Raw genomic sequence first — 15,947 nt, 5'->3', positions numbered from 1 at the left:
ATTCTCACCCCACCACAATGGCTTGGCTGCGCGAACTGGCCGCCGCTTCGCGCCCCTGCTTACCCGCAATGCTCATCGGTGAACATGCTTAATAGGCCGTTACGGTGCTAGACCCGGGGTGAATGCGCTCCGACCCCGGCGTGGGGAATAGGCCGGACTCGCAACAACGGCGCCCTTGCCTGAGTGTAGCAAGGACGCCGTCGAGACTCAGAAAGCCAGCCGGTCAGACGTAGATGAAGCTGCTGGCATCGAGCGGACCGTGATTCTGCACCAGGGCGACAAGCTCGTCGCGGGCGTCAAGGATGCCGTTGCCATTGGTATCATGATAAATTCCGGTACCGGGGGCTCCCTGGAGATTGTTGATCCAACCCTGTAGATAATCGCTAGCTTCGCCCTTCAGCTGAAGCTTGTCGCCGGCGCTGAAGTCGGTGATCCGGACGTAGTCGGCCGATCCGGACGACCGATTCGAACCGTCGTCGTAGAAGCGACCACGTCCGTCGCCCAGGACGAAGACATCGTTTCCTGCCCCGCCCGTTAGAGTATCGATCGTCCCCTTGCCGAGCCCCTTGCCTGACCCGACGCCGGTGATGTGATCAATCCCACCGGTCCCGATCAGGACGTCACTCCGGTTGGTGCCGCCAATCTCGTTGATGCCCAGTGTCGCGGCAAAGGCGTTCGACATCTGACCCTTGTTGCCGGCGGCGTCCTCGATCTGCGCGGTATATTTGACGCTGCCCGAGGTGGCGCCGTCATTGAACGACCAGCTGCCGTTCGACACCGCAGCGGTGCCGAGGCGGACGCCATCGCGGAACACGACCAGCGCTTCATCCGTGCCGAGCGATCCGGCGACCGTGCCGCTGACCATCGTCCCACCGCTGCTGGTGGTCGACGCCAGCGACGCCGTCATGGTGCTATTGGCTGAAGAGCCGGCACCGGTTACGCTAACCGCCTGGGTCGGCGCCACCGTATCGACCTTCAGCGAGAAAGCCGAAGATGCGGTGCCGCTGTTGCCTGCGGCATCGACCACCCGCACGACATAATCGTGCTGGCCGTCGCTGGCGCCCGGATCGGTGAAGCTCCAGCTCGTCGAGGTAGGCGACACCTGTCCGATCAGCTGGCCATCACGGAACACCGACAGTTTCTGCCCGGTACCCAGCACCGCCGACAGCGTCCCCGACAGCGTCGGCGTGCCATCATTAGTGACGGCCCCGTTGGCGACGGTTGAAGATCCGCCGACATCGTCAAGCGCGCTGGCGATCGTGGCAAGCTGGGTCGGCGCCGGACTGACCGGCGCGGGGGATGGGGTAGGTGTAGGGACTGGTGCTGGTGCGGTGGCTGCGCCGCTGAAGTCGAGATAAGCGTAGCCGGATCCCGAAAAACCCACATAAACCAAGCCGAACTTGTCCATATCGCCCGATATCGTCTTGATCGTATCAAGGCTGTTCATTGGACGCTCGCCGATTTTCACCCAGGTTTGCGTGTCGTCTTTGGAATAGAAAATGCCGTCGACCCCGTTTACCTCACCGACGATATAGATCGTCGCTGGGCCACCGGCCTGGGCGGGCGCACCGAAGCCGAAGGTGGCCGCTCCAACCCCGGCGACCGACGTCCAGGTGACGCCACCATCCGTCGAATGCTTAAACGCAGTGAAAGTGGGATCCATCGTGTTTGAACCAAGAGCCCCTGAAGTAAAGAACAACTCGCCAGCCCGTCCGGGAACAGCTTCGATCTTGGCATTCCAAACCGACCAATCGGAGACTTCTCCAGTAAAGACCTTGGTCCAATTCGCACCGCCGTCGCTCGAACGGTAAAGTCCAGTCGCTGGATCGTAGAGGTAGAAGGTATTGGGCGCTTCCCTGTCGGCCGTTATCGAAGTCCGGCTAAGGTAAAAGGCGTTATGCACTAGACTCCAGTCGGTGACGCCAGGGATGACGACGTTCGACCAGGTCACGCCGCCATCAAGCGTGTAGGCTGGTGCTTGGTTGCCGGTCGCCACCCAGATGAAGTTGGTCGAGGTGCTCGCGGCAATGCTACCGCCGACAGTGTAGTTCGCCCAAGAAGGCAGACCTGCGAATTTGGTCCACGTCTTGCCGCCATCGGTTGAGTAGCCGCTGTTCTCGGTTCCCCAATAGTCGGAGATGCCGACCATGAAGCGTGGGTCACTTGAGGCATAATCGACCGACCAGCCCATCGAGAAAGCACCGCCGCTGTAGTTGGCGGCATATTTGTCGACGTCCGGCATCGAGACGAAGGCGCGATCCCAAGATGCGAAGAGTGGGTCCACGCCGCGGGGCGCTATGATATCATTAGCCACCAATTGTTCGATACCGCGGCTTTGGGAATTCCAGACGACAGGCGTATCCCACAGCATGTTCGACGGGAGATCCGTCTTCCACACGCCGACGCCGGCCGACTGCCATAACTTCCCAGCGACATTGGGATCGAAGACCAGCCCTCCAGTCGACATGTAAAGGCCGCTATTCTCGAGCCAAGGAATGTCAGCACTCGATTCTAGCTGCTTCCCCCAGTTCCAGTCGGACCAGGTTGTCCCTCCGGTTTTGCTCTCGATGAGGTTACCACCAGTGTCGGCGACCACGAGATGCAAGGGGTTGAACGGGTCCAGCGCAACCGCATGGACGCCGCTCGCGATCAGCTTGGTCCAGGTTCCTCCCGCAAACTTCCACAGCGCGGTGTCGGTGTTGCCGGTAGCGTAATAGGTTCCATCGGGAGCAATTGTAGCATGGGAGATGTCGGCAGGCCCACCAATGGCATTCCAGGTGTAGCCAAGGTCATTGCTCTGGAAGACTCCGGCGCCGGCGGTGCCGACGTAGATCGTGCTGCCCTGGATTGTAATACCGGTCATGCTCGGATCGCCGGTGTTGCTACCCTGCGGCACGGCAGCGACCTTTTGCCAGTTGCTCCCGCCGTCTCGAGTTACCCAGAGGCCGTCCTTCTGGGTACCGGCAAATACCACGTTCGGGTTAGTCGGATCGATTGCCATCTTTTGGCCGTCCATCCGGCCTTGGCCATTCGGATCAAAGGTTGAGCCGCGGAAAGCGGTCTTGACCCAAGTAGCGCCCTGATCGACGCTTTTGTAGATGCCGGCGTCGAACTGCATATACAAGATATTGGAGTTGCTCGGCGCGATCCGGATCTCGTAGACACCGGCATTTCCGCTTGCGAAGTCAGGCATGGATAGGGCGGTGACAATTTGCTGCCAGGCCGTGCCGTTCCAGATAAAAGCGCCGTAAGTGTCGGCGCGTGCAATCATGGTTCCATCTTTAGCGATGTCGATACCAGTGAGATAGCCACCGGCGCCGATCGTTACTGGCTTCCATTCAGTATCACGTGGGAAAAGAATTCCCATCCAGCCCTCCCGAACTTACATCGCCGCTCCAGGCTGATCCCAGAAGCTTGCTTGCAGGTGAGAGTGGTGGGTCGTCCAAATTGATTAATATCCAGTATGCGTCTGGACACCGCGACAAGCACGTCTACCGCTGCCTGATTGCTTCGGCCGCGCAGACTATTCTTTCAGATCAAAGTGTTGGAGCCGGACACCACCCCCGTCCTGACCGCGCAGTGAAAGAATTGAGTCCACTTTGCTACGGACATTACCGCCATATACGACGAGCAGAGAGCAAGCGTAGCCAAGTAGTGGAACAAAAAAAACAAGTAATCGCTTGTTTCTTCTAGTTGGGTAGTCTAAAAATTAATGCAGCTCGACTTCGGTTGCCCTTTCCTCTCTTGGTAGAGCCTCTAGCGTTGTCAGCAGTAGTCGATGTTGATCAAATTGACGCGCTGTTAACGCGATTCGGCAAATCGGAATCGCTAGCAAGGGCATCGAAAATCTCCGCCACCTTGCGAGGCGAGATGCCGAACTTTGAATGGACCATGACTGCGACGTTGTCTTCCTCTGGTTCGGCGATGAAGCTGAGCAGCCCCGGCTCTGTTGAGAGGTCATGGTGCCAAGGTTGCCGCACCAGTGCCAAAGTGGAAGGTGCATGCTCGCTTAGCCCGTAGTCCAGAATTTCTCGGACGAAGACGCCATAGAGAATGTATTCCGAGAAGGTCCGGCATCGCCCAATGGCGACCTGCCAGGGTTGGCCTGAGACCTCTTCCAAGCGGCCCTGGAGCGCGCGCATGTGCGCCTTCGACCAGGTGATCAAATGCCCGACATGTCCTCGCCTCGGCACGCTTCCCGGAGAGAGGCCAAGCAATCGCTCGGCGGTCATCGTCCACTTTTCCACCATCGGATCAACGTAATCGACATCCAGCAGACCAAGCTTGCCATCTTGGCTCAACCTCTGCTGGCGAAAAGGCCGGACGAAGATCACGTCAGAATCGACACAGACCACGACGTCTTCATCAATCGACGAAGTGGCGGCCATCTTGAGGATTTGCTGTCGTATCCAACCTCGCATCGGAAGGGTGCGCCAATGCAACCAGAAGTTCTGCCGGAGGTGAAGGCGGATCTGCGCCAGTCCGATCACTTCTTCCGCGGGCAGCAACACCGTCCGCGATGATTGGAGATGTCGAAACAAGGGAATCTCAAACGAGTCGACGATAAGATAGTGAGGGGTTTGGGGAGCGAACTTGTCGAGCGATCGGACGAGGAGTTCGCACCGTTCCAAATCGGGCGAAAAGGTTGGCGTTACAAAGGCGACCGATTTCAACGAAAGCTCCTGCAGGACGCTGGCGATAGAGAAAATGGCACAAGCATGCCGAACGGTTTTTCAGTGCCAATCATGTAAGTCTCATCTCAAAGCTCAAGTTCGAAGCGCACCCAACCGGCGCACGACGTGCCAACGATCAATCGCCCCGGGCGATCGGGATCGCCAGCTATGCAGGTAACCTTTCCGAGCATCGGGCTCGGATGCCTGGTGATCAGGCGGGGCTCGCTGCTGAACCAGTCGTAGGACGCGTACAGGCCTTCGACACCTTTGACCTGACCCCAGAAGAAGAGGGCGGGCCGCTCCTGCCGCTCCAGCGCTCGACCAAACCCGAATGTGCGGACGTTGCGAATGCTGCGATGAAGCTGGTCCCAAGTCGCTCCGCCATTGCTAGACCAATAAAATCGATCCGAACGGGCGTCTGAGTAGGGAGTGTAGACGAGTTCTCCCGGCCGACCCGGGACATACTCCAATTGGCATTGCCAGAACTGGCGCGGATCGATTCCGGCGTTGATCATTGATGTCGGCGCGCACTTACCCTCTCCGATGACACCCTTGAAGACTTGAGACCAAGACCTTCCGCCATCTCGAGTTACCCACAAGCCGCCTTTGGGCTCCACGCAGAGATCGTTTTTCAACGTTGTGTAGACGATAGCGAAGGTGCCCGGCCGCTCCTTGTCAGCAGCCAAGCTCTTGCGGAATATGTAGAAGGCATCGGAAAAGCCGGCGGTTGGCGTGGCTCCATCGAGCTTGACGGGTTCCCAGCGCTTTCCACCGTCTACCGTGAACACACCGACGCCGCGATTGGATGGCAGGAGAATGATGTTCTCCTTGGTACTGGCGGCGATACAGCCGCCGACTCCCCAGCCGCTCTCCGGCGCGTTCGCAAAAGAGTGCCAGCTCTCACCACCATTGTCGGTATATCCAGGCGCTGAATCGGCAGCGGGTGCGATGACACCGACCAGGAAATTGGGATCGCTCTTCACATAGTCCATGTACGAAGCGAAAGCGACCAAGCTGGCATCGTGCTTCCTGCCCGCTGGAAGCGGGTAGCGAAAATCATTCGCATATCCGGCAAAGCTGTCGACTCGCCAAAACGATTTGTCAAAGGCTGAAAGGTAGGTCTTTCCTCCGGGGACACAGACGGCTGAGACAGCGCAAAGTTCTTCGATCCCGGCGGACCAATCCCGGACCGGGAAGCGTGAACCCTTCGTTTTGACACTCGCGACCCCCACCCCTTGTGCGACCAGCAAGCGATCGACTTCCAGGGGATCGAACAAGACCTCGGCGGGGAACATTAGCGATAACCCGCCCATCCAAGGAATTTCACTTCCCGAGGCGGTCCATTGCCCATCCCCCACCGAAGTGAAACTCTTTCCGTGATCCAGAGAGATCATGAAAAAGCCATTCGGATCAATCAGTACGGCCTTGCCGGAACAGTCTGGATGGTATGCAAAAGCCTGTCCCTCGCGCTCAGTAAGAGCGACGCTCCATCCGGTTCTCGAATATTGCCACAGCCTCCCGCCCTGCCCGGGGCCTGTTTTTTCGCAAACGTAGGTGTTGCCATTGGCTGCCGATACCAGAGAGGTGCAGAATGTCGGACCGGCTGGTATGAGCCGGAATTCCCCGGTTCTGACATCGTCGCAGCGATACAGTCCCCGCCCGGTGACGAAGATGTTCAGGCGCCCGGATCTGGTAGGGTCGAAGGCAACAAGGTATATGCCCGGATGACCGTCGCCAGAGGGGAGCGAGGCCGGAAGTGTCAACTGCTTCCAGCGATCGCCCCCATCAAGAGAAATCCAGGCTCCCTCGCCCCAACTCCCTACGACAATGATATTCGGGTCGGTCGGGTGAACGTCGATCGTCCGGTTGTACAGGCGTTGCACGCCGGAATTGGCAAGCATTTTGAGTTGTTTCAGCCCGGTGCGGAGAACTGTCCTTCCGCCATCCTTCGACTTCCACAAATAGCCGCAGAAACTCGCATAGATGATGTTCTTGTCGGACGGAGCGATGCGTATCCCGGCTACGCCGATGCCGTCGGCCTTATCGCCGTAGTCGGGAAGCGGGTCATAATCGCGCTTTTGCATCGTCTCGGGGGCAAACAGCGGCGCCCAATGACGATCCGATCGGCGGCGCAGGTAGGCGTTCGTAACGTCCGTCCTGCATGCCACCAAGTCACCGTCCGCGCTCATATCGATACCACTGACGAAGCCGCCGGCGCCTATCGGTACTTGAGCTTGAGTGACAGACTTGAAGTCTGCGGTTTTCGGGAGTCGCAACGACGGTTGGGCAATTGCCGCGTTGTCAGGAGATGCGATGTTGGTCGCGCCAAGCACGTCATTCCTACAGCCAAATGTGGCTCCCGCGCCTGTAGCGGCAACCAAGCCTTTCAGAGCAGTCCTGCGATCCAACCGTTGTTCTCCAGGCGCCCAAGTTTCGAGTAATTCACCTTCGCTGGAGCTGCCAGCTGTAAAGGCTTTGTCGCAAACTACAGCGTTAGCATTGAATTCGATGCCTTCAAAAGGCTCGCAAATCTTTCGAGCTTGCTCCATGCAACCCATGACCGCAAAGCCCGTGACGAGAAGGAGAGAGCACGTTGAAGTGGGCAGCGCTGGTATTGATCCTCTTCACCGTAGTCGCCTTGACCGGGTGGTTGCGGACGAATCCTCGGCAAGCCCATCTGGCCTGGAGCCTGCTTACGCTTCTTCCGTTCGTTCTTGATCCGTTTCACCTCATCATCGCTCCCTATGCGATCCCGATGTGGGCCGGATACGTCAAAGGCTGGGAAGTCAGTCTAGTCGACGCTGTGGCTTTGGGCATTCTTCTCGGAATGAGGGGGCGATGGCCAAAGATGGCTCTGGTTCTGCCGTTCATCGCCTATCTCGTGGCGATCACTCTAGCCGTCATCCAGGCCCGCTTCCCCATGTATGCCCTAGCCTACCCGATCCAGTTCCTCAGGGTATTCCTGGTCTTCCTGGCGGCCGCCCGAGTGGCGCAGACACAGGACGGCCAGAAAGCGCTCCTGACCGGGCTGGTCGCCGGGATATCCATACAGGCCGGCTACGCTTCGTGGGACCGTGCGAATGGGGTCTTTCAAACGGGCGGTTCGCTGGGACACCAGAATCTGCTTGGTTTCGTCTCCCACATGGCGCTCATGCCCGCACTGGGAATGGTCCTGGCCAGGCGTGCCCCCATCCGCGCTCTGCTTGGTGTCTGTGCTGGTATCATCGTGGTCATTCTTACTGGCTCTCGGGCAACGATCCTCCTCGCAGCCTCAATGCTCACACTCACTATCCTGCTTTCGACAGTCATCCGCTTCAGCGGGCAGAAGATTGCGCTAGCCATCGGCGGATTTGTCTTGCTGACTGCAAGCGCGCCGTTTGCCTTTTCAGCGATTGAAAAACGGATGGCATCCCAGGCGGCCGGGCTGACCGAAAAAGATGAACAGCGGGTCGCTTTCGAGCGCGCCGCTAGGCTGATCGTGTCGGAAAACCCAATGGGTATTGGGCCCAATCACTATGTCTTCGTCTCGATCACAGAGGGTTATGCAGACCGGGCCGGCGTCAATTGGTCTGCGGGCAATCGTGCGGCACACGTCCACGAATCCTACCTCCTAGTTGCGGCGGAAACGGGTTATTTCGGTCTTTTCGCGATGATCGCCTTGCTCGCTTCTTCCCTCTGGTACGCATTCGCGACTGCGATCAGATTTCGAAGAGAGCCCGAGGCGGACATTCTTATCGGTATGGGCTGCGGCCTGCTCGCCATTTGCCTCCACGCACTGGCTGAGTGGATGTTCGCCGTCTACGTCGTCCAATATGTCTTCGCAGCAAACCTGGGATTGATCGTGGGACTTCGAAGCTACCTCATCAGAAAATCGCAAATCGATTTGAAAGCGAAGCCCAGCTTCGGGGCCACGCCTACCAGAGTCGGTCAGGCGACGGCCTTGGAAGTCGCCTAAATTGAAAGCCTGTCTTGCACCCGCGGACAGGAGGCTCCACCGCTGAAGTAATCAGACTTGCAAGGAAGTAAGGACATGCTGTCGCGAGTTATCGGCAAGGGGCTCAGGCACGTCGGCGACCCTTCGCTATTCAGAATTGGCTATCCATCAACATGGGGAAGCCTTTCGAATCTGGCCCGCTACTTCCGGCCGGGCGGCATCATTGATATCGGCGCGCACAAGGGTCATTGGGCTCTCAAAGCCAGCAAGATATTTACCGGCGTACCCATTCATATGGTGGAAGCACAGGAAGCACTGCGGGCTGATCTGGAAGCTGCCGGCTTTCCCTACACCCTATGCCTGCTGGGTGCCGAGCAGGCGGCAGCGGTCCCCTTTCATGTCGACCCCGTCTGGCCAACCGGTGCTTCGGTGCTCGAAGAAGTGACCGCTTTCGACCGGGACGAACTGGCACTGCCGATGCGCCGTCTGGACGATCTGCAAGTTGGCCTCTCGGGCCCTCTTCTCCTTAAGCTCGACGTTCAGGGTTATGAATTGCAAGTCCTCGCCGGCGCGCAAGAAACGTTGAAGAATGTTGAAGTTATTATGGCTGAAGTCGCCCTGCTGGAATACAACAAGGGCGCTCCTTTAATCTCGGAAGTCATTGCTTACCTCTCGGAACGTGGCTTCGTTCCTTACGATATCGGTGACATGATGCGACGTCATGAAGATCGTGCATTATTCCAGTGCGACATGATTTTCGTGAAGAAGGACAGCCAAATCCGTATCAAGCGAAAATTCTACGAACATGAAATTAGTGATGTCGTTGAATGACGCTGAAGCCCAAGAAAGTTCCGTCATATTGACGAAACGATTCATACGCAGCTTCTCAGGTCTTGCTTTCTGATATGTCGGTCAGACGCTCGCTGCTTTGGACCTACGGCGCACATTTAACCTCGTTCCTGATCACCTTTTTTTCGTCGGTCATTGTAGCCCGTCTCGTGTCGCCTCGCGACTTCGGTATCTATGCGATGGCCGTCGCTGCAACGACCATCATGAACGTCTTCATGCAATTGGGCCTCGCGAAGTATATCATGCGCGAGGCGGAACTCAGCCGCGACCTCCTGAGATCTCTGTTCACCGTAAACTTCTTCATGACCTTGCTTTACTGCCTCGCCATACTTGTTGGATCGGCAGTGGCCCGCTTCTTTGCAAACTCCGAGGAGGTGGCGAACTTCCTGCTGGTGTTCGCGATCTTCCCAATTCTCGCAATGATGGAATTCATTCCCTCTGCGCTCGCCGCAAGGGAAATGCGGTTCGGCTTGATATCCGCATTAGCTATCTTGCGGGTGATTGTCCTTGCGGGCTCGACCATTGCGCTTGCCCTTTTCGGCTTTGCGTACATGAGCTTCGCTTGGGCGCAGGTGATCACGTTTGGGGTGACTGCTATCGCCTTCAACATCGCCATTTGGCGTCCAGATGTCTGGAAACTGCGATTTGTTGGAATAAGGAACATCGCCAAGTTCGGTCTCGAAATGATCGGCATCGGTGGAATTACCCAGCTCAATACGCGGCTCGGCGAGATGACGATGGGATCGCTGTTGGGCTTGGGAACGCTGGGGGTGTACACCCGTGCGGCCGGATTGCCTGCGACCATTTACAGCAACGTTTTCGGGGCAGGCAGCAATGTCGTCTTCAGCCGCCTTTCGAATGACCTGCGGGAAGTTGGTACTTTCCATGAAACCTACCTTCGCTTCATGCGGCTTCTGCTGGGAGTGCTTTGGCCGATGATGGTCGGCATTGCCGTCCTGGCGGAGCCAATCATCGCAACCCTATATGGACATCAGTGGCAGGCTGCAGCAGTTCCGCTCTCTTTATTGACCATCGCAGCCGCAATCACGGTGGCGATCGGGATGACCGCGGAAATTCACATCCTTCGGCACCGCACCAAGCAACAGGTAAGGATCGAGACCTGGAGGGCAATCTTCGGTTACACCGCCTTCGCGGCAGGAGCGACGCTGAGCCTCACGCTGGCTGCGGTGGCTAAAGTCGCAGAAGCGCTGTTCGCCTACTTTCTCTATCGCAGGCCGATGATCGAGATGGTCGGCGGTCCACCCGGAGCGCTGCGCCGAATATATCTTGAGGCGCTGCTCATAACGTCGGTCGCGGTGCTTCCGGCGTTCGTACTGATGGTCTGGTTCGGGTTTTCGCCGGCAACACCTTTGTTGCTACTCGCGGGGACGATATTTCTCGGGGTGATCTGCTGGGCGCTCCTGCTGATGAGGCTACGACATCCACTTTATCAAGAGTGCGCGCGCTTGCTGCGTCCGAGCCATTAGCAGCAGGCCCATATGATCAACCGATCAAGTTGATCGTCGGCTGTGCGTAACGGCACCGCTAAAGCGTCCATCAGGCGATCACCGACACTTGCCGGCGACTGGCGTTCAGTGGAACTTTTTCAGCAACCGACCCCGTTCGCTCCCACCCGCTTCACCGCCGATTCCACTGCGCGCACCTGTTGCACCGGCCCGCTCCTGCACGTCGGCTCGGCGCTGGCTTTCGGCTTAGGCGTCGCGCCCGGTGTCGCCTCTCCGAGGATCAGCTGACCGCGGGCTAGATCGGCTTCGAGCGGGCTGCTGTCCTGCGACTTGATCTGCGGCGCAGGAGCGAGCGCTTCGACCCGGTCTTCCTCGACCTTGACCTCGGCGGGCAACTCGCTTGGCGCGGTGACATTGTCGAGGGTGTCGAGGCTGTCGCTGATGACCTCCGCCATCGGCAGCTGGACCGACGGTTCGACCCCGGCATAGCCTTGGCGGAATGCCGCCTTCGAGCCGGCCGAACCGCGGAAATTGTAGAAGATGTGTCGCCCGACCACCGCCACCTTGTCGAGGGACGCGGCCCAGTAGGGCACCACATAGTCGGCGTGATAATGGGTCGAGTAACCGACCGGGGCGAAGATCCGTCCGGCCAACGCCTCGCTGGCGATCAGCCGTGAGCGGGACCACAGATAGGCGACCGGGGTCCGTGCCAGCGAGCCGTCGCAGGTGAAGGTAAACTGGCAGCCGGTGACGCGCTGGCTGCCCTGGTAGACCACCCCGCAGACGCTGTTCGGATAGCCGCCGTGGCGAACCCGGTTGAGAATGACCTGCGCCACCGCGCGGCCGCCATCGACGCCTTCGGAGGCCGCTTCGTAGTAGATCGCCTGGGTCAGGCAGTCGATCGCCCGCAGCCGGCTGATTTCGTCGGCGCGCAGCTTGAAGGGCAGGGCGGGGGTCGCGGTGGGGGCCTCGACCGGGCGCTCGGCATTGAGCTTCTGCGCTTCTTCCGGGCTGAGCGGGCGGTACAGGTCGGGCGGCGGAAGCTCGGGAATGGCAGCGGCAGCCGCAGCAGCGCTTGCCCTGACCGCTTCCCGTTCACCGGCAGCGGCAGCGGAGCTTCGCTGGAAATGCAGCCCGGCGGCGATGGCTGCGGCCAGCAACAGGGCGACCGCGACCAGCAGGATGATCGCCAGCCTGCGCTGACGACGCGCCCGAAGGCGGCCGGGCGAGGCACCCGGCAAGGTCAGGTGCCGTGCTCCGGTCGGGGTAACGGTCTCGATCAACGAACTGCGGTGCCTCCGCGATGACGGGCAGCGAGCAGGAAAATCCGCGGACCCTCGACCAGATAACGCCGCCACATCCGCTTGGGGTCGGAGGCGAGGCGATGGACCCACTCGATGCTCAGCCGCTGCATGATCCGCGGCGCGCGGCGCTGCCGCTCGGTGATAAAGTCGAGCGAGGCGCCGATGCACAGCGCCATTCCGGTCGCCTGCGGGAAGGCCCGAACCGCACCCGCGATCATCTCCTGCTGTGGCGATCCTACCGCGATGAAGGTGAACCGCGCCCGGGCCTCGGCGATGAAGCGTGCGGCTTCCGTCCGTGCAACAGCGTTGCGGCGCAGGCCCATCGGCGGCTCGTAGTGGACCAGTTCGACGCCCGGATAGCGGCGACCCAGGTCGGCGACCATCTCCTTGTCCCCGCCGACGATGGCGATCCGGTCGCCCGGCCGGATGACCTGCTCGAACAGGCTCGGCGTCAGGTCGCTGCCGGGGACGACCGGAAGCGACAACCCGCGGGCGCGCGCCAGATGCGCGATGATCCGGCTATCGCACAGGCTGAGGTCGGCCCCCCGGTAGAGCGGCTCAAGCTCCGCCGCCTGCGCCGAATCGTCCAGCCGCACGACATGGTCGACGTTGGGCGTGACCACATAGCCATAGGGCGTGGCGCTCGTGACGGCCGACAGGCGCGCCAGCACCTCGGCCATGGTCAGCCGGTCGAACCCTACGCCGACGAACGGCACCCGTTCAGTAGGCATCGGCATCGAGGAATACGGCCCTGACGGTCAGCATCAGAATCCACAGATCGAGCCACACCGACCATTGATTGATGTATTGCTGGTCGAGTTCGACCCGCCGGCGGGCGCGCTCGAGCGTCCGGATCTCGCCCCGCAGGCCCTTGACCTGGGCCAGCCCGGTGATCCCCGGCTTGACCCGGTGGCGCCCGGCATAGCCCTTGACCGCTTCTTGGTAGAACAGGTCGCCGACCCGCATGTGGGTCGCATGCGGGCGCGGACCGACCATCGACATGTCGCCGCGCAGGACGTTCAATAGCTGCGGCAGCTCGTCGATGCTGAGGCGGCGCAGAATCTTTCCGACGGATGTGATTCGCGGGTCTGCCTTGGTGGTGGTCTGAAGGCCCACCAGATCGGTCTGCGCCGCATACATGGAGCGGAACTTGAGGACGTGGATGACCTCGTTGTTGAACCCGACCCGCGGCTGCACGAACAGCACCGGCCCGGCGCTGGTCAGCCGGATCAGCAGGGCCGAAATCAGCATGATCGGCGACACCGCGATCAGCGCCAGCACGGCGAGGATCACATCTTCGGTCCGCTTGAGCATTCCGCTGACGTCCCGCCACGGGCGCTGCCACACGGTCAGGACCGGCAAGGTGCCGATCAGGCGGACCCGATAATCGGGCGCAAGGTCGATCGCCTGGTCGGGGATCAACGAAATGTCGACGCACACGGAATTCAGCCGCTCCATGATCTCGTGGAGGCGGGCAGGGGGGAGATTGCGGACGCTGATCAGGACCTGGTCGACCTCGCCGGCGCGGGCCATGGTCGCCAGCTCGTCGCTTCCGCCAATGAAGCGAAGTTCGGGGATATCTGGCAGCTTGGGGCGGTCGTCGGCCACGCCGACGAAGTGGAGGTGGCTAAGGTTGCTTGCCGCCAGCACCTTGCGGATGGCCTCGATCGACCCCGGATCCGCACCGTAAAAGGCGATTCGCTGCCCGATCACGCCGCGGTTCGCCATCCGGTCGAGCATGCGATGGAACGGCCAGCGAGACGCTGCCAGGAAGATCACGGTGGCAGCGACGTAGAGGACGCTCACGCCGCGGGAGAAGTTCTCCACCATGCCCGATAGGAAGACGAGCGCCGTGGCGACCAGCCCTCCCAGCAGCGCGTCGAATACCGCGCTGTCGCCGCGTTCGTTGAGCGTGAACAGGTTCTGGAGATAGCTGTCCTTTGATACTCGCAGCAGGATGAAGCTCCCGAGCATCGCCGTCGCCGCGAAGAAGTGGACAGAGGGCACCAGCGACTGCGCGAACAGCCCGTCATAGATGAACAGCGCCGCCGGGAACGCGAGCAGGAAGCACAGCATGTCGCGCAGGAACAGGAGCGGGCCGACGATGTTCGACGTGAACCTCGTGCCGGTCGCCGTCACGTTGGGCGCGCGTGGTCGCGCCGCCGCCGCCGCATAGGGCGCTGCCTCTTCCAACAGGATGTCCTCGTCCGGGGGGGCGATCACGCAAAGCTCCGGGTTATCTGTTCGTTTCGCTTATCGTAAAATTCTTGAGAGAGTCGTTGCGCCGCGTCCGCGCCGTCGGATTTTGCCACAAGTGGCTTCAGAGCATCGTAGATGGAACGATCTCCGCCGATGTCGTGAAACGCCTCCCACAAGGTCCGCCGCGCGCCATCTGCATTCCCTGAGGCTGCGTAGATGCGCGCCATCAGCAGACGCGCGGGGGCGGCATCCCGGTCTGCAGCGACCAGTTTCTGGGCGTCTTCGATCGCTTCTCGATGTTGTCCAGCCCTGCTCCGCAGCAACGCTCGGGCACGCAGTGCTTCACGATTCTTGCCGTCGAGCGCAATCACGGCGTCGAGGCGCGACAGTCCCTCACGGGCTCGGCCGCTCTGCGTCAGAGCCGTGCCATAAATCGCATTGGCGAAAATATTGTTAGGGCGGACCGGCAGGCTCGCTTCCCTCTCGGTCAATGCGATCGCGCGCGTCGGCTGAGAGGTAAAGGTCAGGAAGCGGGCGACGGCAATGCGGCGGCCGGTGCTGGCACTCTGAGCCCATGCAAACAATCGGTCGGCGACCTTGTCCTGCTGACCCAGCGCGATCCATGGCGCGACCAAGGCGTCGATGTCTTCGCTTTCCAAGCCTTTCAGCGTGACGGTGGCAGCCGCATCGATCTCACCGGCGCGTAGCTGCGAATCAACAAGCCGCACACGAGCCTGCTGATCGGTCGGCTGCCAGCCAAGATAAGCTCGAAGCGCGGCGGCCGCTTCACGCCATTCTTCGCGCAGTTCGTATATGCTGGCGAGCGCACGCAGGCTCATCGCATCCGAAGGCTGTTGAGTGACCTGCGAACGAAGCAGTGTGATGGCGTCGTCCTGCTTCCCCTGAGCCATGAAAATCCGCGATTGCAGGATCTTTCCGCTGGGATCGAAGGGAGCAAGGGCCGCAAACGCCGCGACCTGCCGCTCTGCCTCGGCATAATCGCCTCGCCGCAGCGCCACGTAGCCCTTGGTCAGCGGAACCGCCGAGTTGGTCGGCGCGACGAGTTCGAGCTGACGGGCATTATCGGTGGCGACCTCGAGATTGCCCCCGCGCAGCGCAAGCTGGGTCATGATCGAAAGTACTTCGACATTGCCGCGGTTCAGCTCATGTGCACGCTGGAAGGCGTCATAAGCTGTTCCATAATCGGACAACTGCACGGAGATCTTCCCAAGCTCGATCCAATAGTCGGCGTTTGAATCATCGGCCGCGACCAGCTTGCCCAGGGCTTGCCTGGCCGTACGGAGATCGCCTGCCACGACCGCGGCCTGATAGTCGGTATAGGCTTTTTGGGCCTTTTCCTGGCGGTTGTCGCAGGCGCTCAGCGAAGCAAGCATGATCAGGGACGGGAGCAGAATATCGCTCAACCTGTTCTTGTGGTTCATAAACGGGTTCGACTAGACCTTTGAGCGGATTCTGACCAGAAGAGTCGAGTGAGAACACCGAACACCTTCCAATACCCCGA

At 60.1% G+C, this 15,947-nt stretch carries 10 protein-coding genes; 3 read left to right on the top strand and 7 right to left on the bottom strand.

The window, feature by feature from the left end; genetic code table 11:
• Nucleotides 1–223: 223 nt before the first annotated feature.
• From M1K48_RS08355 to M1K48_RS08345, 3 genes are all read right to left on the bottom strand, one after another.
• Complete coding sequence (locus tag M1K48_RS08355) at nt 224–3,367, bottom strand: Ig-like domain-containing protein (RefSeq protein ID WP_249454331.1); 3,144 nt, start codon at nt 3,365–3,367, stop codon at nt 224–226.
• Nucleotides 3,368–3,785: 418 nt separating this feature from the next.
• Nucleotides 3,786–4,673: a DUF6492 family protein gene (locus M1K48_RS08350; RefSeq protein ID WP_249454329.1), complete on the bottom strand. Its 888-nt coding sequence runs from the start codon at nt 4,671–4,673 to the stop codon at nt 3,786–3,788.
• A gap of 86 nt (nt 4,674–4,759) precedes the next feature.
• Nucleotides 4,760–7,222 carry a WD40/YVTN/BNR-like repeat-containing protein gene (locus M1K48_RS08345; protein ID WP_249454327.1) on the bottom strand — a complete coding sequence of 821 codons (2,463 nt, stop codon included), beginning with the start codon at nt 7,220–7,222 and terminating at the stop codon, nt 4,760–4,762.
• Between the two features lie 44 nt (nt 7,223–7,266).
• On the opposite strand from M1K48_RS08345, the gene M1K48_RS08340 reads away from it, so the two are divergent.
• The 3 genes from M1K48_RS08340 to M1K48_RS08330 all read left to right on the top strand — a co-directional run bounded on the left by M1K48_RS08340 (nt 7,267) and on the right by M1K48_RS08330 (nt 10,943).
• Nucleotides 7,267–8,628, top strand: a complete 1,362-nt coding sequence (locus tag M1K48_RS08340; protein WP_249454325.1) for an O-antigen ligase family protein — start codon at nt 7,267–7,269, stop codon at nt 8,626–8,628.
• Between the two features lie 75 nt (nt 8,629–8,703).
• Nucleotides 8,704–9,438, top strand: coding sequence for an FkbM family methyltransferase (locus M1K48_RS08335; protein ID WP_249454323.1), 735 nt, complete (start codon nt 8,704–8,706; stop codon nt 9,436–9,438).
• A gap of 62 nt (nt 9,439–9,500) precedes the next feature.
• The gene (locus M1K48_RS08330; RefSeq protein ID WP_249454321.1) at nt 9,501–10,943 is read left to right on the top strand and encodes an oligosaccharide flippase family protein; all 1,443 of its coding nucleotides are present in this window, start codon (nt 9,501–9,503) and stop codon (nt 10,941–10,943) included.
• 119 nt (nt 10,944–11,062) lie between these two features.
• Here M1K48_RS08330 and M1K48_RS08325 read toward each other — a convergent pair whose 3' ends face one another.
• The 4 genes from M1K48_RS08325 to M1K48_RS08310 are packed head-to-tail and all read right to left on the bottom strand — an operon-like array spanning nt 11,063 to nt 15,867.
• Nucleotides 11,063–12,205 carry a cell wall hydrolase gene (locus tag M1K48_RS08325; RefSeq protein WP_249454319.1) on the bottom strand — a complete coding sequence of 381 codons (1,143 nt, stop codon included), beginning with the start codon at nt 12,203–12,205 and terminating at the stop codon, nt 11,063–11,065.
• Nucleotides 12,202–12,963 carry a WecB/TagA/CpsF family glycosyltransferase gene (locus tag M1K48_RS08320; protein ID WP_249454317.1) on the bottom strand — a complete coding sequence of 254 codons (762 nt, stop codon included), beginning with the start codon at nt 12,961–12,963 and terminating at the stop codon, nt 12,202–12,204. Before M1K48_RS08320 ends, M1K48_RS08325 begins: the two co-directional genes overlap by 4 nt.
• Nucleotides 12,947–14,449: an exopolysaccharide biosynthesis polyprenyl glycosylphosphotransferase gene (locus tag M1K48_RS08315; RefSeq protein WP_249454315.1), complete on the bottom strand. Its 1,503-nt coding sequence runs from the start codon at nt 14,447–14,449 to the stop codon at nt 12,947–12,949. Before M1K48_RS08315 ends, M1K48_RS08320 begins: the two co-directional genes overlap by 17 nt.
• Nucleotides 14,446–15,867, bottom strand: coding sequence for a tetratricopeptide repeat protein (locus M1K48_RS08310; protein WP_249454311.1), 1,422 nt, complete (start codon nt 15,865–15,867; stop codon nt 14,446–14,448). The genes M1K48_RS08315 and M1K48_RS08310 overlap by 4 nt, the downstream gene beginning before the upstream one ends.
• Nucleotides 15,868–15,947: the final 80 nt, after the last annotated feature.

Source organism: Sphingomonas glaciei, from assembly GCF_023380025.1.
GTDB classification, from domain to species: domain Bacteria; phylum Pseudomonadota; class Alphaproteobacteria; order Sphingomonadales; family Sphingomonadaceae; genus Sphingomicrobium; species Sphingomicrobium glaciei.
This window is presented reverse-complemented; position numbering and strand designations above follow the sequence as displayed.